Raw genomic sequence first — 19,254 nt, 5'->3', positions numbered from 1 at the left:
CCTACTCTCGCTCGACGTCGAGCGGCTGGGGGTGGCGCGCCCTGCGCGGGCGCCCGAGGGTCAGGCCTGGTCGATCTGCTCGTCGATCACGGTGCCGTCGAGCACCGTGACCACGAGCGGCACGCCCACCAGGCCGGTGCTCGCGATCTCGGGGTCGTCCCGGGCGGCGTCGTCGTACGGGTCGGGGCTCGCGGCCGACGCCGCGAACGGCGCCGGCGAACCTGCGACGGACGACGGACCGGCGTCCGACGACGGCGCTCCGTGCGTGCGGGCCTGGAGGGCGTGCCGCTGCACGGCCTCGACGGGAGTCTCACGGCGCGGCATCCCGGGACGGGTCGCCACGACGGGCGGGGCAGCGAGCGGCGTGCCGGCGGGCGCCGTGACGGTGCCGACAACGCGCCGGGCCGGACCGGGGTCGCCGGGGCGCTCCGGCTCCAGGTCGTCGAGCGGCGGCTCTGGTTCGTCCTCGGCGGGCGGCTCGTACATGGACGCCCCGGCGAGCCAGGCGGCATCGGCCTCGTCGAGCGCTGCCGGCACCTGGACCGGGGAGGACAGGCCGCTTCCGGAACGACCCGTCACGGCCGCAGTCCCGTTCCGGCTCACATCGCTGCGCTCACCGGCTGCGCCAGAGCCGGCGGGGTCGGGACCGACGGCGTCGGGGCCAGCGGCGTCGTGGCGGGTGGGGCTGGAGCCGAGATCGCTGATGCCGGCCGGGTTGAGGCCCGCAGCGTGGGGGCCCGCAGGGTCAGGGCCCGCGGGGTTGGGGCCGACGACGTCGGCACGGCGAGCAAGGTGGTCGTCAGCGGGTTGCGCGGGGTCGTCCGGATCGGACGGGTCCTCCTGCGGGTGCTGCGGCGCAGGGTCGCGCGGCCGGGCGCCGGAGGCGGCGTCGATCTCGACGATGTCGACGGCGACCGCGATACCCAGCGTCCCGTAGACGGCGTCCGAGATCGTCGCGGTGTTGCCGCGTCGCGCGGCCGCGACGAGGCTCGACCCGAACCCGAGCCGGAGCACGCCGTCCTCGATCGCGAGCACCTGGGCGTGCTCCTTGAGGAACGCGCGCGCGCCGGGGCTGGCGACGCTCCCGAGCACCTCGTCCCAGCGACGCCGGACCACCTCGGTCGTGATGCCGCCGGCAGGGGCGGGGGCGGCCGAGCGCACCGACGCCGCGTCATCGAAGCCAGCGGTGGCTGACCCGGTCGGAACCGCGTCGACCGGCCCGGGACCCCCGGCGGGTGAGCCTGCGGGAACGTCGCCGAGCGCAGCGTCCGGCGACTCTCCGACGGCGTCCTCCGCTGCGGAGGGCCGCAGGGACGCCTGCGTCCGGGCAATCTCGACCGGCTCCGAGACCGAGACCGGCGCAGCGGTCACGGACTCCACCGCCCGCTCCGGGGCGGAAGCGGTCTCTCCTGGCTCCACCGATGACGGAGCCGAGGCCCGTGCAGCGTCGACGGGCTCCACCCGACCCGAGGCCGGGGCCGCATCGACAGGCTCCGCCGGGCCCGTAGCCGGGGCAGCCTCGGTCGCCGGACCCGGTGTCGGAGCAGCTTCGACGGGCGCCACCACCGGAGCCGCGGCCGCGGCCGGCCCCGTCGGCCGCCGGATCGCCGCGCGCACGGACGCCACCCCCGTCAGCCCCCCGGCAGCCTCCCCGGCTGCGGGCGCCGACACGTGCGTGTCGTCCGCCGTCGCGGACCCGGGCGGCGGCCCCACGCGCCCTGCCGCCGCGAGCCCGCCGCGCTCCAGCCGCTCGACACGGGCCGCGAGCCCCGCGGTGCCCTCGTCGGCACCGGGCAGCAGCAGCCGCGCGCACAGCAGCTCGAGGTGCAGGCGCGGCGACGTCGCGCCGGTCATCTCGGTCAGCGCGGCGTTGACGAGGTCGGCGGCGCGGGACAGCTCCGCAACCCCGAGCCGGGAGGCCTGGGCGCCCATGCGCTCGAGCTGGTCGGCGGGCTGGCCGCGTAGCACGGCGCCCGCGGCGTCGCCGGAGACGGCGATGACGATGAGGTCGCGCAGCCGCTCGAGCAGGTCGTCGACGAACCGCTGCGGCGCGTGTCCCGACGCGATGAGCTGGTCCACCACGCGGAAGAGCGAGGCGCCGTCGCGCGCGGCGAGCGCGTCCACGACGTCGTCGAGCAGGGAGGAGTGCGTGTATCCGAGCAGCCCGACGGCGAGGTCGTAGTCGACCACCCCGCCCGAGGCGCCTGCGATGAGCTGGTCGAGCACCGACAGCGAGTCGCGCACGGACCCGCCGCCGGCGCGGACGACGAGCGGGACGACGCCCCCGCCGAGCGTCACGCCCTCGGACGCGCACAGCGACTCCAGGTACGGCGCGAGCACGTCCGGCGGGACGAGGCGGAACGGGTAGTGGTGCGTGCGCGAGCGGATGGTGCCGATGACCTTGTCGGGCTCCGTCGTCGCGAACACGAACTTGATGTGGGGCGGGGGCTCCTCGACGATCTTGAGCAGCGCGTTGAACCCGGCCGACGAGACCATGTGCGCCTCGTCGATGATGAAGATCTTGTACCGGTCGCGCGCGGGCGCGAACGTCGCGCGCTCGCGCAGGTCACGGGCGTCGTCGACGCCGCCGTGCGAGGCCGCGTCGATCTCGACGACGTCGAGCGACCCGCTCCCGCCCCGGGCGAGCTCGACGCACGACGGGCACACGCCGCACGGGGTGTCGAGGGGCGTCTGCGGCGTGTTCGCGTGGCAGTTGAGCGTGCGCGCGAGGATGCGCGCCGACGTCGTCTTGCCGCAGCCGCGCGGGCCCGAGAACAAGTACGCGTGGTTGACGCGCCCGCTGCGCAACGCCTGCATGAGCGGTCCGGTGACGTGCTCCTGCCCGATCACCTCGGCGAACGTCTCGGGCCGGTAGCGGCGGTACAGAGCAGTGGTCACGCCGCCCACCCTAGTTGCCGCCCCCGACACCGCGACCGCCCCGTCCTCCGCGGCACGGTCCTGCGCGACGCAGCCGGAGGGTCAGGCCGGAAGACCCCACGAGGCGAGCAGCCAGACCATCCCGGCGAGCCAGGCGACCGTCACGAGCGCGACGACGACGCCGAGCACCGACACGCCCCACAGGACGGCGGTCTCGCCACGGCTCCGCCGAGGCCTGGGCTTCATCCGACCAGTTCTACCGCCGCAGCGCCCGCCGCGCGAGCGTGTTGCCGAGCACCTGCACGAGCTGGACCACGGCCACGATGATGACGACGACCACGAAGATGATGGACCAGTTGTACTGCTGGTACCCGTGCACGATCGCGAGGTCGCCCAGGCCGCCGGCCCCGAGGTAGCCGCCGATGGCGGACATGTCGAGCACGACGACGAACAGGAACGTGTACCCGAGGATGAGCGGCGCCAGCGCCTCGGGGACGAGCACCGTGCGCACGATGCGCAGCGGCGTCGCCCCCATTGCCCGGGCCGCCTCGATGACGCCCGGGTCGAGGCTGACGAGGTTCTGCTCGATCAGCCGGGAGAACACCATGGTGGCCATGACGCACATGGCGAACGTGAACGCCTCGATGCCGATGGTCCGGCCGGTGACGAACCTCGTCACCGGCATCAGGAGCGCCAGGAAGATGATAAACGGGATCGGCCGCACCAGGTTGATGATCACGTTGAGGACCGCGAACACGACCCGGTTGGCCAGCAGGTTCCCGGCGCGCGTGAGGTAGAGCCCCAGGCCGATGAGCAGCCCGAAGAGCCCGCCCGCCACGAGCGTGATGAGCACCATGTAGGCGGTCTCGCCGGCGGCCTGCCCGAGCAGCGGGCCGAAGGTGGCCCAGTCGATGCCCATCAGAGGTTCCCTTCGGTGAGGCCGGTCGGGCCGCCGAACGGCCCGCCGCCGGGACGGCGGTCCGTGGTCGGGGCGAGGCTCGCCGGGCCCGGCCCGGCGTCGTCTCGGCCGCGCGCCGCGAGCGACGGCGCCCGCCGCGGGTGGGCCGCGGTCCCGAGGTCGTCGACGTCGGTCACCGCGCGCAGCCGCTCGACCGCGGCGTCGACGGCGTCGTCGGGGCCCGTGAGCTCGAACGTGAGCGAGCCGTAGGGCTTGTCGGCCACCTCGGTGATGCCGCCGTAGATGACGGCCGGCTCGACGCCCTCGCCGCGCAGCACCTGTGAGATCGCGCGCGTGGAGCCCGTGACCTCGTCGATGCCGACGACGACGAGCCGCGCGGGGTGCCGCTCGCGGAGCCGCGCGAGCGTCTCGTCCGACGGGCGGTCGCGCAGCGACGTGCCGACGAAGCGCTGGGTCACGGCCGCCTGGGGGCCCGAGAACACGGAGTACGCGTCGCCCACCTCGACGACGCGACCGTGCTCCATGACGGCGACGCGGTCGCACGCGTACCGCACGACGTCCATCTCGTGCGTGATGATCACGACCGTGATGCCGAGCTCGCGGTTGACCCGCTGGAGCAGGCGCAGCACGTCGCGCGTCGTCTCGGGGTCGAGCGCGCTCGTGGCCTCGTCCGCGAGCAGGATGCGGGGGTTCGTCGCGAGCGCCCGCGCGATGCCGACGCGCTGCTTCTGCCCGCCGCTGAGCTGCGACGGGTAGACGTCGGCCTTGTCGGCGATGCCGACGAACTCGAGCAGCTCGCGCACGCGCGCCTCGCGCTCCGCCTTGGCCCAGCGCGCCACCTCGAGCGGGTAGGCGACGTTCCCCGCGACGGTGCGCGAGGAGAGCAGGTTGAACTGCTGGAAGATCATGCCGATCCCGGCCCGGACCTCACGGAGCTGGGACTCGCCCAGCCCCGTGAGGTCGCGGCCGCCCACCACCACGGCGCCCGACGTCGTCTTCTCGAGCGCGTTGATCAGCCGCACGAGCGTGGACTTGCCGGCGCCCGAGTAGCCGATGACGCCGAAGATCTCGCCGGCCTCGATGTCGAGGGTGACGCCGTCGACGGCCCGGACCTCGGGCCGCCGGCGCCCGCCCGGGAACACCTTGGCGGCGTCCCGGAACCTGATGATGGGTTCGCTCACGATGCTCAGGATCTCAGCCCTGGGCCTTCTGGTTCTTCTCGATCGTCGCCAGGATGTCCTGGAGCTCGGCCGGGGTGTTGTCCTTGATGACGCCCGTGCCGCCCGACGCCTCGATGACGCCGTCCGTGATGGCGCTCTGGTGGTAGAGCTCGACGAGCTTCTTGAAGGTCGCGTTGCCGGCGTCGGCCTTCCGCGAGACGAAGATGTTGATGTACGGGTCGTTGGCCGTCGAGTCCGCGTCGGTCGTGTAGACGGGCTTCTGGCTCTCCGCCGGGAGGTTCGGCACGTAGTCGTTGTTGACGATGGCGGCGTACACCTTCGGGTCGCCCAGGGCGGCCGGCGTCTGGTCGGCCTTGAGCGCGGTCACGGTGACCTTCGACTTGTCGGCGACGACGTCGGCCGGCGTCGAGAACGAGGTGCCGCCGTCCTTGAGCGTCACGAGGCCGGCGTCCTGGAGGACGAGCAGGGCGCGCGCCTGGTTCGAGGCGTCGTTCGGCACGGCGACCTCGGCACCCTCGGGGATGTCGGCGATGTCGGTGACCTTGGTGGAGTACAGGTCCAGCGGGTAGACGGCGGTCGCGCCGACCGGCACGAGGTCGTTGCCCGTCTTGACGTTGAAGTCGGCGAGGAACTGCAGGTGCTGGAACTCGTTGAGGTCCAGGTCGCCGTCGGCGAGGCCCTGGTTGGGCAGCTGGTAGTCGCTGAAGTTCTTCAGCTCGACCGTGATGCCGGCCTCGGCGGCCTTGTCCTGGAACGTCTTCCAGTAGCTCTCGCCGGAGGACACGATGCCGATGACGATCGGGTCCTCCTTGGTGCCGGCGGACACGGCGGCGTCGCTGGAGGAGGCGCAGCCGGTCAGGCCGACGGAGGCGACGGCGGCGAGGGCCGCGAGGGAGCGGGCCGTGCGGGTGAAGCGAGACATGGGGTTCCTTCCGTGCCGTGGTGACGGCGTGGCGGTGGCGTGGTCAGGGGGCGCGCCGTGGCGTCACGAACCGCCCGGATGCGGGGGCCCGGCGCGATGCGCAGGTTCAGGAGGGGCCGACGTCGTCGGCGCGGCCGCGAGGGCGGCTGCTGTTCAGGTCAGCAGGCCGGGCTCAGCGCGCCGCGCGACACATTCGCCCGGGAGCCACGACGCGGCGACCCAGGGCGCGGCACATGACGACGCGCTGGAAGGAGCGCATGGTCGGGGCTGCGGGCGTCGGCGTGGCGGGCATGGCGCCATCATGGGCCGAGATGCGTCGCTGCACCTAGCCAGGAGCCGGGAAATCTCGGCATCTGAGCCGATTTCGTCTCACGAACCGGGAAAGCGCAGGTCAGGGGCTTGGAGTCCGGGCATGAAAGGACCCCTCGCACACCCGACAGAGCGCACCTACCCTTGCTGCCTTCCGGCCCTGGGGAGTTCGGCACGATGTCGCCGCACGAGGGGTCTGCCCACCAGCCTAACGGAGCGAGGGCCGCTGGCCGAAATCCGACGGTCCGGTTCGGGACCACCGCCGTCCTCGGGGTATCCTTCTCAGGCTGCCCGCGCCGTGCACGGCCGGGAAGCGCCACCAGGAGGATTCGCCTAGCGGCCTATGGCGCACGCTTGGAAAGCGTGTTGGGTTCACGCCCTCACGGGTTCAAATCCCGTATCCTCCGCCGACGAAGCCCCGGGTTCCCTTGGATCCCGGGGCTTTCTCGTGTCGTCACGCGGTCGGCGGGTGCTCGGCGAGGAGCGCCATGAGCGCGGCGCGGTGTGCGCGGAACGCCTTGGTGCCCTGCCGAGTGATCACGAAGGTGGTCACCGACCCGGGCCCGCGCCCCTGCTTGTGCGACTTCACGTAGCCGGCGGCCTCCAGCGCCGACATCTGCTTGGACAGGTCGGAGTCGGTCAGCTCGAGGTTGTCGCGCAGGTAGGCGAAGGTCGCGGACTCGGCGCCGGAGAGGATGCCCATCGCGGCCAGCCGCTTCGGCGCGTGGATCACGGGGTCGAGGTCGGCGAGGCTCACGCGGCGTCACCGTCCTGGATCCCGAGCCGCTCCCGGGCGAGGGCCGCCATGCCGGCGTAGTGGGACTCGTAGATCGCGAGCCCCGCCGTCACGAGCCCGAAGGTCACCGCGGCCGCCACGAGCGGGCCGGCCCCCCACCAGACGAGCGCGACCACGACGGCGACGATCGCGAGGCCCACGATGCACCTCTTGTAGGCGCTCCGGATCTCGGGCGGCGCGCTCGGCCCGGGCGAGGGGAAAGCGCCGTAGCGGGACTTGACGAGACCGAGGACCAGGGCCTCGAAGACCACCACCAGGGCGATCACGAGCGGGAACACCGGCTTGCCGGCGAGCGAGAAGGCCCCGACGAACCCCGCGAGGACCAGCCCCATGGCGGGCATGTACCACCCCGGGGTCTTGGGGTAGACGACGTACGGCAGGGCCTCGGCGCGCTCCAGCTCGCGCAGCTGCTGTGCGGGGTCGAGATCCTCCGGGCGAGCACCAGTGGTTTCCATACCGGAAACCATAGAAAGAACTTTCCACTTTCGCAAGAGTTAAGTTCTTGAGAGAGCGCGGGGCCTGCGCGGGGAACCAGACGCCCGCGGCGGGGTCGACCGTCCCGCGCTCCGGGTCGGCCGTCCCAGGCACCCCGCGCTGGCACGAGCCGTCCGACTCGCCCGGCACCTTGATCCACTGGAAGCCGGCCACGAGCGGGTCGCCCGTCGTCAGCGTCGGGCGCAGACCGAGGCCGCGTCCGGGCGGGTTGCACCAGTCCTGCTTGTCGGCCCCGGCGGGGTAGGCCGGGTACGTCGACGTCGCCGGGTCCCACGGGCCGAGCCCGTTGCGCGACGTGTCGACGACGAACCGCGTCGTCGGGACGACGTCGCCGAGCTGCGACGCGTACTTCGAGTCGACGCCGGCGGAGTACTGCGCGCAGTCGCGGAACGGGATGTTGTAGGCGACGAGCGTGGGCACGCCGCCGGCGTCGGCGGCGCGGCGGACGACGTTGTGGACGTCGTTGCGCACCTCCTTGGCGGTGCCGCCCGTGAACCACGAGGCGCTCGCGTAGCCCGCGAGCGTGCGGGCGTCCTCGCGCGCCTGGCCCTTGAGGTGGAGGTCGGCGACGGCCTGCTTGGTGGTGCTGTTGTTGTTCACCCAGAGGGTCTCGCCGCCGGCGGCGGAGGCCGCGGGGCTCGCGACGAGCGCAACGGTGGCCGCGAGCGCGGTGGCCGCGGCCAGGGTTCGGGTCGTGCTGGCGCGTCACGCGTCAAGGGTGGCCCGCCCGCGGGACCACGTGTGGCGATGTCGTGTGGACGCCGTGACCATCGGCCGGTGCGCCGCGGAACGCCCCCTACGGTGGTCGCCATGATCTTCAAGTCCGTGGGCGAGGGCCGCCCGTACCCGGACCACGGGCTGGTGAGCGCGAAGGACTGGTCCGACGTCCCGCCGCGCCAGGTGCGCCTCGACGAGCTCGTCACCACCAAGCGCACGCTCGACCTCGACGTCCTGCTCGCGGAGGACTCGACGTTCTACGGCGACCTGTTCGCCCACGTCGTCGAGTACCAGGGCGTCCTGTACCTCGAGGACGGGCTGCACCGGGCGGTGCGCGCGGCCCTGCAACAGCGGCCGGTTCTCCACGCCCGCGTCCTGACCCTCCGGTAGTTTGCTCGCGTGACCTCCCCCGCCCAGGACCCCGCCCGCATCGCGCGCCGCCGCCGTGAGCACGAGCGGCAGGCGGTCGTCTACGGCGTGCTCGTCGCGGTGCTCGCCGTGGTGGGGCTCGGCGCCCTCGCGATCTTCACCGGCGCGGTGGACGCGCCGTTCGCCCGCGGCTTCACGCCGTCGGACCCCGAGGACCCGTTCACGCCGCCGTGCCTGCCGGCGGTCGAGGGCCAGCCCGACGGGGCCCTGCCCCTGGCCTACGGGGACGTGCACGTCAACATCCTCAACGCGACGGGGCCCGACGGCGTGGCCGGCATCGCGGCGGCGAACCGGACGGTGCTCTTCCAGCGCGGGTTCGCCATCAACAGCGTGGGCAACCACACGCCCATGCTCAACCACAGCGAGCTGCGGTTCGGCGAGCAGGGCATCGTCGCCGCCTACACGCTCGCGCTCCAGTTCCCCCGGATGCGGCTCGTGATGGATGCCCGGGAGGACGCCACGGTCGACCTGCTCGTGGGCCTGAACTTCGACCGGCCCCTCGACCAGGACGCGGTCAGCACCGGCCCGCTGACGAACATGGACGGCTGCAAGCCCGCCGCCGAGATCACCAAGCTCCCGGCGCCCACGGTGGAGCCTCCCGCCCAGGGCTGATCCTTCGCATGCGAACGGCCGCGGGCAGGCTGCCCGCGGCCGTTCGCGTGACGGGACGTCAGTGCTGCAGCTCGGCACCCGCGGGGGCCGACGCCGGGGTGGCCGGCTCCTGGTGCGCGCCCGTGAGGCGCGAGAGCGCCCGCATGCCGTGGTAGATGACCAGCGCGGCGCCGGAGCCCAGCGCGATGCCGGCGAACGACAGGTCGCCCACCACCCAGGTGAAGTTCGCGATGCCGATGATGAGCGGCACGGCGGCGGTGGTGAGATTGATCGGGTTGGAGAAGTCGACCTTGCTCTGCACCCAGATGCGCGCGCCGAGGATGCCGATCATGCCGTAGAGCATGGTGCCGGCACCGCCGAGCACGCCCGCGGGCACGGTGGCGATGAGCGCCCCGAACTTCGGGAAGAGCGACAGCGCGAGCGCCCCGACCGCCGCGACCCAGTAGGCCGCCGTCGAGTACACGCGCGTGGCGGCCATGACGCCGATGTTCTCCGCGTACGTGGTGGTGCCCGAGCCGCCGCCGAGGCCGGCGAGCGACGTCGCCAGGCCGTCGGCGAAGAGCGCCCGGCCGGTGACCTTGTCGAAGTTCTGGCCCGTCATGGCCGAGACCGACTTCACGTGGCCGACGTTCTCGGCGATGAGCACGAGCACGACGGGCAGGAAGTACCCGAGCACCGAGGCGTCGAACGACGGCGCGTGGAAGGTGGGCAGGCCGATCCAGTCGGCGTCGCGCACGGCGTCGAAGCTGACCTGGCCCTGGACGATCGCGGCGACGTAGCCGACGACGACGCCGACGAGGATCGACAGGCGCCCGAGGATGCCCTTGAACAGCACCGACGACAGGATGATCGCGCCGAGCGTGATCGCGCCCGTCAGCGGCGCCGTCTTGAAGCCGCCCGTGCAGACGTCGACGAAGTTGACCGCCTGCCCGTCGAGCTCGCCCGTCGCGGGCGTGCACCAGGCCGCGCCGGCCAGGTTGAAGCCGATGAGCGCCACGATGGTGCCCGTGACGATGGGCGGCATGACGGCGTCGATCCAGCCGCCGCCCGTGAAGTGCACGACGAGGCCGACGACGGCGAGCAGCAGACCGGTGGCGAGGATGCCGCCGATCGCGGTGCCGAGGTCGCCGCCCGCGGACGCCTTGGCGGCCATGATCGGGGCGATGAACGCGAAGCTCGAGCCGAGGTAGCTCGGCAGGCGGTTGCCCGTGATGAGCAGGAACCCGATGGTGCCGATCGCGGAGAAGAACAGGGTCGTCGACGGCGGGAAGCCCGTGATGAGCGGGACGAGGAACGTCGCGCCGAACATCGCGACGACGTGCTGCAGGCCGATCCCGACCGTGCGCGGCCAGGTCAGCCGTTGGCCGGGTGCGACGACGTCGCCGGGTGCGAGGGTCTTGCCATCACCGTGCAGGGTCCAGCCGAAGGGGGCGCGCGGCGTAGCGGCCATGGTGCTCCATTCCGTGAAGGTCGTGTGAACGAGCCGATCACGGGTCACCGTAGTGGCTCGCGTGACGCCGCGGGAGGCGCGTCGCTGCGCACACGACGACGACCTCAGCGGCCCGCGGCGCGCGTCAGCCGCCCGCGGCGCGCGTCATGGCCCAGGCGAGGAGCCACGCGCGCGTCGAGCCGTCGTCGATCCGCTCGTCCGGCAGCTCCCGCAGCAGAGCGGCGGCGTGCGCGGCGTCGTCGGGGCCGGCGAGCGCCGCGTAGGCGAGCAGCTGGTCGCCGAACGGGATGTCCCACGCGGACGGGTCGGCCCAGAGGTCGGCCGGGGCGACGCCGAGCGCCTCGGCGAGGTTCGCCCGGACGCGGGCGCCGCCGTCGGGCGGCGTCCCCTCCGGGCCCGCGAGGTAGCCCGAGGACGGCGTCACGGGGAGCACCTGGATGCCGAGCGCAGCGCTCGGCGCCGGTGAGAACCAGGTCGCCCGCTCCCGCTTGCCGCCCCACACGAGCGACGCGAACGACGTCGGGCCGCCGTCGGGCTCGAGCCAGTAGGCGCGGGCCGAGGCGGCCTCGGAGGCGAGCAGCCAGCGTGCCTCGTCGCCCAGCGCGGCGTCGTCCCGCACGGACGCCCACAGGGCCAGGCCGTGCCACGCGGCGACCGCCTCGGAGGAGGACTCCTGGTTGTTGCCGTCCGCGAAGGGGGCGTAGCCGGAGGCCCACGAGTGGCCCGCGAACGCGTCGAAGGTGCGCAGCGCGGGGATGGCAGGGCCGTCTCCGGCGGGCACGGGGCCGGCCGCGGCGACGTCGGCGGCCAGCAGGTCGGCGACGGGTGCGAGGGCCGCGGCGAGCGTCCCGTCGCCGTGCGCGGCGTCGTCCGCGGCGGCGAGCGCCGCGGCCTCCAGCAGGTACCCGTCGTGGAAGTGGTGGTCGTTGCCCTCCTCGGAGCCGAACCCTGCCGGCAGCCCGACGACGGTGGCGAGCACCGGGTCGAGCACGAAGCAGCGCTCGGCCCGGCGGGCACAGCCGTCGGGCTCGGCGCGCAGGCGCAGCTCCGCCCCGAGGCGTTCGCGCAGGCGTGCCGCGGGCTCGTCGAGGCCGAGCGCGGTGGCGAGCGTGAGCAGGTGCGCGTCGCGCGCGAGGGCCTTCCCGCCGAAGTACGTGTCGGCCGGGTAGGCGGGCGCGGCGTCCCCGGCGAGCCGCTCGGTGTCGGCCGTGACGGCGTCGGCGAGCTCGGCCCGCTCGGCCTCGGGGAGGGCGGCGACGTCGAGCGTGGCGTCGACGGCGACGGCCGGGACGGACCAGGCGGCGGTGCGGCCGGCGCACGCGGTGGCGGCGCCCAGCACGGTCGCGTACGCGCCGAGCCCGTCGCAGTCCAGGTCGTCCGCCGGGGCGAGCGTCGCCTGGTGCGGCAGCCGGACGACGGCGGTGGGGGCGCCGAGGTCGAGCTCCGTGGTGGCGGTGCCCGCGGAGACCGCCCAGCGCAGGGTCGTGGGCGCGGGCGGGTGCGCGGCGGCGTCGGCCAGCGTCCGCGCGGCCGCCGACCCGGCGGCGACGCCGTCGGGCAGCGCGAGCCACGCGAGGCCGCCGCCCGCGGGGACGTCGGCGGACCGGCCGTCGGCCGCGAGCGCCGGAGCGGCGGGGGCGCCGTCGGGGTCGGTCGCCAGCAGGAGCCACGTGCGCCCGCCCACGGCGGCGACGGCGGAGCCCGCCGGTCCGCCGGGCTCGAACGGGGTGTCGAAGCGTGCCGCCCCGGGGTTGGCCGCCGTCCAGTGCAGCACCGGGGAGCCCTCGACGACCGTGAGGGCGCCCGTGCCGAGGTCCATGGTCACGGACGCGGCGTCGTACGCGGAGACCTCGGGGTCCCGCCCGCCGACGTCCACGGTGAGCTGGGGCGCGTACGGGCCGAAGACGCCGGTCGCCGTCGTCGTCACCTGCGGGACGCCGACGCCGAAGCCGGTCGCCGTCAGGGCGACGGCCAGCGGCAGCGGGAAGACCGGCTGCGGCGCGTCGCCGAGCGCGAGCGCCGAGAACCAGCGGTTCGTGGGCGGCGAGAGTCCCTCGGCCAGCCGCATCCCGGGCGTGGGTGCGACCTGCCGGGCCGGGAGGATCGTCAGGTCGACGTCGGGCGGGCGGGGCGCGGGGACGGCGGACGGAGCGGCGGGCGGGCCGCCGGGCCCGGCCTCGGAGGTGGCCGTGCAGCCCAGCAGCACGGCCACCGCGAGCAGCGCGACGGCTCCCCGCAGGCGGCGGGTCACAGGCCCGCCACCTTCTGCCGGAACCCGTCGAGGGCCTCGAACAGGGACGAGAGCGGCCCCTGCGGCGCGAGCCGCACGCTCGCGACGACCGGGGTGCCGGGCTGCGTGAGCACCCCGCCCCTGCCGTCGGCCAGGGCCTCGGCGGCGACCTCGGCGGTGACGACCGCCTTGGCGTCGGCGTTGTCGACGGCCAGCCCGCTCACGGTCCCCTGGAGCCGGTGGCGGTCGGGCAGCGCGATCGTCACGGGCGCGCCCACCGCCAGGCGGGTGAGGTCCGTCGGGTCGAGCAGGAACCGCGCCTCGACGTACGTGGTGGCGGACACGTCGATCGTCGCGAGCACCTCCCCGCCCGGGATGTACTGCCCGCGGGTGACCAGCACGTCGGTGACCGTGCCGGCGGCGGGCGCGAGGACCGTCGTCGTGCCGTCCTCAGCCACCTGGTAGGCGTCGGTGCTGGCGGGCAGCAGCCCCTCGGCGATGTCGTGCGCGAGGCGCAGGCTGGCGACGGCGAGCAGGGGGTCTCCGGCCTCGACGTGCCCGCCGGGCGCGACGAGCGCCTGCGTCACCGTGCCGGGGTAGTCCACCCCGACGTCGACGCTCTGCGAGCGCACCGTGGCCAGGAAGCTGGTGACCTGCCCGTCGCGGCGGCCCAGCACCCAGGTGAGCCCCGCCACGACCACGGTGACCGCGAGCACCCCGCCCACCAGGCGGGCCCACGCCGCCCGGCTCACGACGCCCTCCGGGCGGCGCGCCGACCGGCGACGTCCTCGCGGGCGGCGGTGACCAGGAACCCGCCGAGGATCGCCGTGTTGACGACGTTCCACACGAGCGCCGCGGTGAGAGTCGGCTCGCCCGCCTGGCGCAGCACGCCCACCGCGGTGGTGAGCAGCAGGAAGACGAACGTGACCGTCTGCGGGACGACGAACTCGAACGGCGAGCGGTGCCCGCCCTTGCGACCGGTGACGTGCCAGGCCTGCTGCCTGCGGGTCAGGGCGTTGCAGAACGCCTTGAGGTAGATCGGGAACGACACCGAGGCGAGCAGCAGCACCTCCCAGCGGAACGAGCCGAGCGTGAACGTCGCGATCGCGACCTGCAGGACGTAGAAGCCCAGGTAGCTCGCGGCCCACCTGCCGGGCCCCAGGGTGGTCGCCATGGGCGTCAGGTCGAGGAAGATGTACAGCGGCGGCACCAGCAGCAGGATCGCCGGGACGATGCCCGACAGGTAGTGCGTCGCGGTGACCAGGTACTGGAGCCGCTGGTCGACCGTGAGGCGCCGGCCCCGGGCGAGCGGGTTGTGGTGGAGCAGGATCTCGAACCCGCCGGTCGCCCAGCGCAGCTGCTGCTTGCAGTACGCCTCGATGGTCTCGGGCGTGTCCCCGACGGCGAGCGTGGTCGGGATGTAGACCGACCTCCAGCCCCGCTCGTGCAGGTGGATCGACGTCCACACGTCCTCCGACTTGGAGTCGGTGTACATGCCGCCGACGTCGTCGATCGCCGCGCGGCGGAACACCACGTTGGTGCCCACGCAGAACGCGGCGTTGAACCGGTTCCGGCCCGGCTGCACGAACCGGTAGAAGAGCTCCTGCATGTACCCGGCCCCGCGCGAGATGACGGAGCGCATGTTGCCGTAGGTCTGCGGCGTCTGGACGAACGCGACCTGCGGGTCGGCGAAGAACGGGATGGTCTCGGTGAGCAGCTCGGGCCGGGGCACGAAGTCGGCGTCGAGGATGACGTAGAAGTCGCCCTTGGCCACGGTCAGCGCGTGGTTGACGTTGCCGGCCTTCTGCCCGCCGCCGCTCAGGCGCCGCACGTAGCGGGCCCCGAGCCGCTCGGCGAGCGCCTGCACCGCGTCGTCCTGCCCGTCGTCGAGCACCCAGGTGCGGTGCTCGCCGCGGACGGCGACGGCGGCCGCGACGGTCGCCTCGATCGTGGTGAGCTCCTCGCCGCACGTGGTGACGAGGATGTCGACGGCGACCGGCGCGTCGCGCAGGTGCATCGTCCAGCGGGCCGGCTCGTCCTCGGCACGGTCCGCGAGGATCGCCGGGACGTCGAAGAGCCGGGAGGTGGCGTCGTGGAAGCGGAAGTCGCGCGGGTCGTGCCCGCTCGACAGCACCGTCCACATGGACGCCAGCGCCTGGGCGACGAGCACGGTCTCGGCGAGCACGACCAGCAGCCACGGCAGCAGGTCGCCCCGGTTGGCGGGGTTCAGCAGGAAGCCGGCGTACGCGACGATGCCGAGCGTCGCGAGCAGCACCAGCAGCATGAGCGACGGCGAGCCGGCCGAGGCGTCCTGCCGGCGGCGGGCCTCGGGCTCGGCCCAGGCCGGGGCGGACCCGGCCTGGGCCTGCGGGGACATGACGAGAGAGTCGAGCACGGTCATGCTGTCCTCCTGACGGGAGGGCGGGCACGAACCGGCGGCTCGGCTGCGGCGGTGGCACCGCGACGCGGAGCGTGGCAGTGACACCGCGACGCCGAGGCGCGCCGGGAACGGCGACGTCGTCGGCGTCGGGACGGATCAACCGCGGCCCGGGGCGGTGTCGCTACCCCGGACCCGACCACGGTAGGCACGGGTCGCGACGGCTGTCACGACCCGTGCCTGTAAACATCACGTGAACTGGGGGCTGCCCGTCCGCGAACGCTTCAGCTCGAAGAAGTGCGGGAAGCTCGCCAGCGCGACCGCGCCGTCGAAGATCCGCACGGCGTCGTCGCCACGCGGGACGACCGTGAGGACCGGGCCGAAGAACGCGACGCCGTCGACGTGGATCGTGGGGGTGCCGACGTCCTGGCCGACGGGCTTCATCCCGGCCTCGTGCGAGGCGCGCAGGGCGGCGTCGTAGGCGTCCGTGCCGGCGGTGTCCGCGAGCGCCGCGGGCAGCCCGGCCTCGGCGAGCGCCTCGAGCGCGACGGCGTCGTAGTCCTTGCGCTTGCCCGGGTGGATGCGCGTGCCGGCCGCGGTGTAGAACGCGGAGAACGCGTCCGGGCCGTGGTCCGTCTGGACGGCGGCGGCGACGCGGCCGATGCCGCGGCCCGCGTCGAGCATGGCGCGGTAGCCCGCGTCGAGGTCGCGGCCCTCGTTGAGCCAGTAGAGGCTCATGAGCTTGAACGTCAGGTTCACGGGGCGCTGCGCGGCCACCTCGAGCGCCCAGCGGGACGTGACCCAGGCGAAGGGGCACAGGGGGTCGACGTAGACGTCGACCTCGGGCGAGCGGGACGCGGAAACGGCGGTGTCGGTGGTCACGTGGCGACAGTAGCCCGACCCGCGGTTGCCGTGGGCACCTTGGGGCGGGGGCGGGCGATAGCCTCCCCTCATGACCGCCGTCCGGACGTCGCACACCCACGCCCAGGCCGTCGACGCCGCCATCGCGCTGTTCTCCCGGCAGGGGTACGAGCAGACCACCGTCGAGGAGATCGCCGACGCCGCCCAGGTCAGCCGGGCCACGTTCTTCCGCCGGTACCGCTCCAAGGAGGACGTCGTCTTCGCCGACCACGAGCTGCTGCTCGAGGAGGTGACGGTGCTGCTGGCCGCCACGCGCCCCGAGGCGCTCGTGGACGACGACCACGCCTGGGACCCGGCCACCGACCCGTACCTCGAGGTGTGCCGGGCCGCGCGGCTCGTGTTCGACCACCACCTGGGCCAGCGCGAGACGTCGCTCGCCCGCTACCGGCTCCTCCAGCAGGTGCCGACCCTGCGGGACCGCGAGCTCGTCACCACGCACCGCTACGAGCGGCTCTTCACGCGCTACCTGCGCGACACCCTGCCCGCCGACCGGTCCTCGACGGTGCAGTCGATCGCGTTCTCGGCCGGCGTCGTCGCCGTCCACAACGCGATCCTGCGGCGGTGGCTGCGCTCCCCCGACCGGGACCTGCGCCCCGAGCTGGAGGAGGCGCTCGCCGAGCTGCGCCGCGGCGCGACGGCCGACCTGCGCCGGCGCCGCGAGGCGTCCGCCGGCCCGGGCGCCGCCACGACGGTCTCGACGACCGACGGCGCCCGCGTCGTCGTCGTGCAGGTGGACGCCGGGACGACGCCCGACGTCGTCGCCGCCGCGGTGCGGGACGCGCTGACCTGAGCCGCCGGGAATGCGCCGCGGTGCACTACGGTTTGGCACTGCAAACGAACACGCACGACGTGCTCCGGGGTCGGTGAAATCCCGAACCGGCGGTGACAGCCCGCGACCCGCGCCCGCACCCGACTACGGGGAAGGCCCGGTTGACCTGGTGGAACTCCAGGGCCGACGGTCAAAGTCCGGATGGGAGGCAGCACGGCGTCGCTCAGGAGAGCGACGGCCGGGTCGTGACGCCGACGTGGCCGCAGCACGCGGCCGCGCGCCGTCGACCGCTCCCCTCACGTCCGGTGCATCGACGCACCGACGAGAGAGGCCGCGGGGATGGACATCTTCGAGCAGTTCCTGAACGCCAAGCTGACGATCGGGAACGACCACATGCTCTGGCGAGAGATCGTCGGCAACGTGTTCGGCCTGGTGTCCGCGCTGGGCGGGATGCGCCGCAAGGTGTGGAGCTGGCCGGTGGGCATCGTCGGCAACGTCCTGCTGTTCACGGTGTTCCTGGGCTCGTGGTTCGGCATGGCCGGCGAGCACCCGGACATGCTCGGCCAGGCGGGCCGGCAGATCATGTTCGTCCTCGTCTCCGTCTACGGCTGGTACCGCTGGAACCAGACCCGCCGGACGGGCGGCGCGGACGCCGTGGCCGTGCACCCGCGCTGGGCGTCGTGGCCGCAGCGCCTCGGGCTCGTGGCGGCGATGGCGACCGGCACGGCGGCGTTCGCGTGGGTGTTCCAGCAGCTCGACTCGTGGGCTCCCGTGCCCGACGCGTGGATCTTCATGGGCTCCGTGCTCGCCACGTACGGCATGGCGCGCGGCTGGGTCGAGTTCTGGCTGATCTGGGTGGCGGTCGACGCCGTCGGCGTCCCGCTGCTGTTCCGCGGCGGGTACTACGCGACCGGCCTCATGTACGTGTTCTACGGCGTCTTCACGATCGTCGGGTTCGTGGTCTGGTGGCGCATCAACCGCCGCGAGTCGGCCGCCCCGGCGATCTCGGCCGACAGCCCGGCGGCGGCCGCGATCTGACCCCGCCCGGGTTACCGTCGGGTCCGTGAGCGGACTCTTCCTGACGCCGGCGCCCCGCGACCCCGCCCTCCCCCGGCCCGTCCGGGTCGGCCTCGTGGGGTCCGGGTTCCGGGCCCGCACCATGCTGCGCGTGCTCGACGCGCTGCCCGCGTGGTTCGAGGTCGCGGGCGTCGCCGCCCGCAACGCGGGCGACCGCGAGCTGCTCGGCGCCCACGGCTTCCCCGCGTTCCCGACGCTCGACGCGCTGCTGCGCGACGGCGCCCCCGACTTCGTGGTCCTCACGCTGCACGCGGGCGCCGCGCAGCCCGTCATCGGCGACCTCGCCGACGCCGGCGTCCCCGTCCTCACGGAGACCCCGGCCGCCGGGTCGGTCGACGAGCTCCTGGCGCTGCACGCGCGGGTCCGGGCGGGCGCCTGCGTCCAGGTCGCGGAGCAGTACCACCTCGAGCCGCTCGTCGCGGCCCAGCTGGGCGTGCTCGGCGCGGGCACCCTCGGCCCCGTCACCGACGCCCACGTGTCGGTCGCGCACGACTACCACGGCCTGTCCGTGCTCAAGCGGGCGCTCGGGGTCACGTTCGAGGAGCCGCTCGTCACGGCCCGCCGCGACGAGCGCACCGTGCTGCCGAGCCCGTCGCGCTACGAGGACCCGGCCTCGTCCGACGTCGTCGGCACGGTCCGCACGACGGCCTGGCTCGACTACGGCGACCGGCTGGGCGTCTACGACTTCGACGACGTCCAGTACCGCTCCTGGGTGCGCTCCCCCGCGCTGCTGGCCCGCGGCCCGCGCGGCGAGCTGCGCGACGACGTCGTCCGCGCGGTCCACGACGGGCAGCCGCGCGTGTCCCGCCTGGAGCGGGTCGCCGCCGGCGGGGCCGGCAGCCACGAGGGCCTGTTCCTGCGCGGCTACACGCTCGACGGGACGTGGCTCCACCACAACCCGTTCCGCCCGGCCCGCCTGGCCGACGAGGAGCTCGCCATCGCCGCGCTCTTCGCGCGCATGGGAGCCCACGTGCTCGCCGGCGGCCCCGCCCCCTACGACGTGGCCGAGGCCGCGCAGGACCAGTACCTCACCCTGGTGGTCCGCGAGTCCGCCGCGCGCGGCGAGCCCGTCCGGGCCGCCCGCCAGGGGTGGGCCGACGGCACGGGCTGCCGCCACGCGCACTGAGCGGTCGCGCACGGGCGGCCGCGCGTGGACAGACCCCGGTGCCGGGC

General features: G+C 74.1%; 17 protein-coding genes, 1 tRNA gene, 1 other RNA gene, 1 pseudogene and 1 riboswitch. Of the genes and pseudogenes, 6 read left to right on the top strand and 14 right to left on the bottom strand.

The window, feature by feature from the left end; translation table 11 throughout:
* Positions 1 to 60: 60 nt before the first annotated feature.
* The 6 genes from ET471_RS06800 to ffs form a co-directional block, all read right to left on the bottom strand.
* Complete coding sequence (locus tag ET471_RS06800; RefSeq protein ID WP_129187172.1) at positions 61 to 2,898, bottom strand: DNA polymerase III subunit gamma and tau; 2,838 nt, start codon at positions 2,896 to 2,898, stop codon at positions 61 to 63.
* Positions 2,899 to 2,979: 81 nt separating this feature from the next.
* The gene (locus tag ET471_RS17960) at positions 2,980 to 3,123 is read right to left on the bottom strand and encodes a hypothetical protein (protein WP_165350434.1); all 144 of its coding nucleotides are present in this window, start codon (positions 3,121 to 3,123) and stop codon (positions 2,980 to 2,982) included.
* Between the two features lie 10 nt (positions 3,124 to 3,133).
* Complete coding sequence (locus ET471_RS06795) at positions 3,134 to 3,796, bottom strand: methionine ABC transporter permease (RefSeq protein ID WP_129187171.1); 663 nt, start codon at positions 3,794 to 3,796, stop codon at positions 3,134 to 3,136.
* Positions 3,796 to 4,980 carry a methionine ABC transporter ATP-binding protein gene (locus ET471_RS06790; protein ID WP_129187170.1) on the bottom strand — a complete coding sequence of 395 codons (1,185 nt, stop codon included), beginning with the start codon at positions 4,978 to 4,980 and terminating at the stop codon, positions 3,796 to 3,798. The genes ET471_RS06795 and ET471_RS06790 overlap by 1 nt, the downstream gene beginning before the upstream one ends.
* A gap of 10 nt (positions 4,981 to 4,990) precedes the next feature.
* Positions 4,991 to 5,899 carry a MetQ/NlpA family ABC transporter substrate-binding protein gene (locus tag ET471_RS06785; RefSeq protein WP_129187169.1) on the bottom strand — a complete coding sequence of 303 codons (909 nt, stop codon included), beginning with the start codon at positions 5,897 to 5,899 and terminating at the stop codon, positions 4,991 to 4,993.
* 413 nt (positions 5,900 to 6,312) lie between these two features.
* Positions 6,313 to 6,408: signal recognition particle sRNA small type (gene ffs / locus ET471_RS06780), an RNA gene on the bottom strand.
* A gap of 122 nt (positions 6,409 to 6,530) precedes the next feature.
* On the opposite strand from ffs, the gene ET471_RS06775 reads away from it, so the two are divergent.
* A tRNA-Ser gene (locus ET471_RS06775) sits at positions 6,531 to 6,615 on the top strand.
* A 47-nt stretch (positions 6,616 to 6,662) separates the two neighbouring features.
* On the opposite strand, the gene ET471_RS06770 is transcribed toward ET471_RS06775, so the two are convergent.
* The 3 genes and pseudogenes from ET471_RS06770 to ET471_RS18485 form a co-directional block, all read right to left on the bottom strand.
* Entirely contained in the window at positions 6,663 to 6,965 is a 303-nt protein-coding gene (locus ET471_RS06770; protein WP_242496453.1) for a transcriptional regulator, read from the bottom strand.
* Complete coding sequence (locus ET471_RS18490; RefSeq protein WP_242496563.1) at positions 6,962 to 7,459, bottom strand: hypothetical protein; 498 nt, start codon at positions 7,457 to 7,459, stop codon at positions 6,962 to 6,964. Before ET471_RS18490 ends, ET471_RS06770 begins: the two co-directional genes overlap by 4 nt.
* 145 nt (positions 7,460 to 7,604) lie before the next feature.
* Positions 7,605 to 8,099 (bottom strand): annotated as a pseudogene (locus tag ET471_RS18485) (glycoside hydrolase family 6 protein); the annotation flags it as partial.
* A gap of 210 nt (positions 8,100 to 8,309) precedes the next feature.
* Here ET471_RS18485 and ET471_RS06760 point away from each other — a divergent pair.
* Together ET471_RS06760 and ET471_RS06755 are read left to right on the top strand one after the other, a co-directional pair.
* Positions 8,310 to 8,606, top strand: a complete 297-nt coding sequence (locus ET471_RS06760) for a type II toxin-antitoxin system VapB family antitoxin (protein ID WP_129187168.1) — start codon at positions 8,310 to 8,312, stop codon at positions 8,604 to 8,606.
* Positions 8,607 to 8,615: 9 nt separating this feature from the next.
* Positions 8,616 to 9,257, top strand: a complete 642-nt coding sequence (locus ET471_RS06755) for a LytR C-terminal domain-containing protein (protein ID WP_165350433.1) — start codon at positions 8,616 to 8,618, stop codon at positions 9,255 to 9,257.
* Between the two features lie 58 nt (positions 9,258 to 9,315).
* Here the strand turns inward: ET471_RS06755 and ET471_RS06750 are convergent, their stop codons facing one another.
* The 5 genes from ET471_RS06750 to ET471_RS06730 all read right to left on the bottom strand — a co-directional run bounded on the left by ET471_RS06750 (position 9,316) and on the right by ET471_RS06730 (position 16,196).
* Entirely contained in the window at positions 9,316 to 10,707 is a 1,392-nt protein-coding gene (locus ET471_RS06750; protein WP_129187167.1) for a uracil-xanthine permease family protein, read from the bottom strand.
* Positions 10,708 to 10,831: 124 nt separating this feature from the next.
* A complete protein-coding gene (locus tag ET471_RS18825; protein ID WP_129187166.1) occupies positions 10,832 to 12,958 on the bottom strand; it encodes a glycosyl hydrolase in 2,127 nt (708 codons plus the stop codon).
* Positions 12,955 to 13,689 carry an HlyD family secretion protein gene (locus ET471_RS06740; RefSeq protein ID WP_165350432.1) on the bottom strand — a complete coding sequence of 245 codons (735 nt, stop codon included), beginning with the start codon at positions 13,687 to 13,689 and terminating at the stop codon, positions 12,955 to 12,957. The genes ET471_RS18825 and ET471_RS06740 overlap by 4 nt, the downstream gene beginning before the upstream one ends.
* Positions 13,686 to 15,338 (bottom strand): glycosyltransferase family 2 protein, encoded by a 1,653-nt coding sequence (locus ET471_RS06735; RefSeq protein ID WP_129187164.1) that lies wholly within the window; start codon positions 15,336 to 15,338, stop codon positions 13,686 to 13,688. Before ET471_RS06735 ends, ET471_RS06740 begins: the two co-directional genes overlap by 4 nt.
* A 225-nt stretch (positions 15,339 to 15,563) precedes the next feature.
* Positions 15,564 to 16,196 carry a mycothiol-dependent nitroreductase Rv2466c family protein gene (locus tag ET471_RS06730; RefSeq protein ID WP_129187163.1) on the bottom strand — a complete coding sequence of 211 codons (633 nt, stop codon included), beginning with the start codon at positions 16,194 to 16,196 and terminating at the stop codon, positions 15,564 to 15,566.
* 70 nt (positions 16,197 to 16,266) lie between these two features.
* On the opposite strand from ET471_RS06730, the gene ET471_RS18820 reads away from it, so the two are divergent.
* From ET471_RS18820 to ET471_RS06715, 3 genes are all read left to right on the top strand, one after another.
* Positions 16,267 to 17,025: a TetR/AcrR family transcriptional regulator gene (locus ET471_RS18820; protein ID WP_129187162.1), complete on the top strand. Its 759-nt coding sequence runs from the start codon at positions 16,267 to 16,269 to the stop codon at positions 17,023 to 17,025.
* A gap of 57 nt (positions 17,026 to 17,082) precedes the next feature.
* Positions 17,083 to 17,221, top strand: a riboswitch (FMN riboswitch).
* A 122-nt stretch (positions 17,222 to 17,343) separates the two neighbouring features.
* The gene (gene pnuC, locus ET471_RS06720; protein ID WP_129187161.1) at positions 17,344 to 18,042 is read left to right on the top strand and encodes a nicotinamide riboside transporter PnuC; all 699 of its coding nucleotides are present in this window, start codon (positions 17,344 to 17,346) and stop codon (positions 18,040 to 18,042) included.
* Positions 18,043 to 18,067: 25 nt separating this feature from the next.
* Positions 18,068 to 19,207, top strand: a complete 1,140-nt coding sequence (locus ET471_RS06715; protein ID WP_129187160.1) for a Gfo/Idh/MocA family protein — start codon at positions 18,068 to 18,070, stop codon at positions 19,205 to 19,207.
* Positions 19,208 to 19,254: the final 47 nt, after the last annotated feature.

The sequence above is a fragment of the Xylanimonas protaetiae genome, from assembly GCF_004135385.1.
GTDB lineage: Bacteria > Actinomycetota > Actinomycetes > Actinomycetales > Cellulomonadaceae > Xylanimonas > Xylanimonas protaetiae.
This window is presented reverse-complemented; position numbering and strand designations above follow the sequence as displayed.

Excerpts from the sequence above, each read along its gene's own strand:
- ET471_RS17960 (WP_165350434.1), bottom strand. The coding sequence starts at position 3,123 with ATGAAGCCCAGGCCTCGGCGGAGCCGTGGCGAGACCGCCGTCCTGTGG.
- ET471_RS06795 (WP_129187171.1), bottom strand. The coding sequence starts at position 3,796 with ATGGGCATCGACTGGGCCACCTTCGGCCCGCTGCTCGGGCAGGCCGCC.
- ET471_RS06785 (WP_129187169.1), bottom strand. The coding sequence starts at position 5,899 with ATGTCTCGCTTCACCCGCACGGCCCGCTCCCTCGCGGCCCTCGCCGCC.
- ET471_RS18490 (WP_242496563.1), bottom strand. The coding sequence starts at position 7,459 with ATGGAAACCACTGGTGCTCGCCCGGAGGATCTCGACCCCGCACAGCAG.
- ET471_RS06760 (WP_129187168.1), top strand. The coding sequence starts at position 8,310 with ATGATCTTCAAGTCCGTGGGCGAGGGCCGCCCGTACCCGGACCACGGG.
- ET471_RS06750 (WP_129187167.1), bottom strand. The coding sequence starts at position 10,707 with ATGGCCGCTACGCCGCGCGCCCCCTTCGGCTGGACCCTGCACGGTGAT.
- ET471_RS06735 (WP_129187164.1), bottom strand. The coding sequence starts at position 15,338 with ATGACCGTGCTCGACTCTCTCGTCATGTCCCCGCAGGCCCAGGCCGGG.
- ET471_RS18820 (WP_129187162.1), top strand. The coding sequence starts at position 16,267 with ATGACCGCCGTCCGGACGTCGCACACCCACGCCCAGGCCGTCGACGCC.
- pnuC (WP_129187161.1), top strand. The coding sequence starts at position 17,344 with ATGGACATCTTCGAGCAGTTCCTGAACGCCAAGCTGACGATCGGGAAC.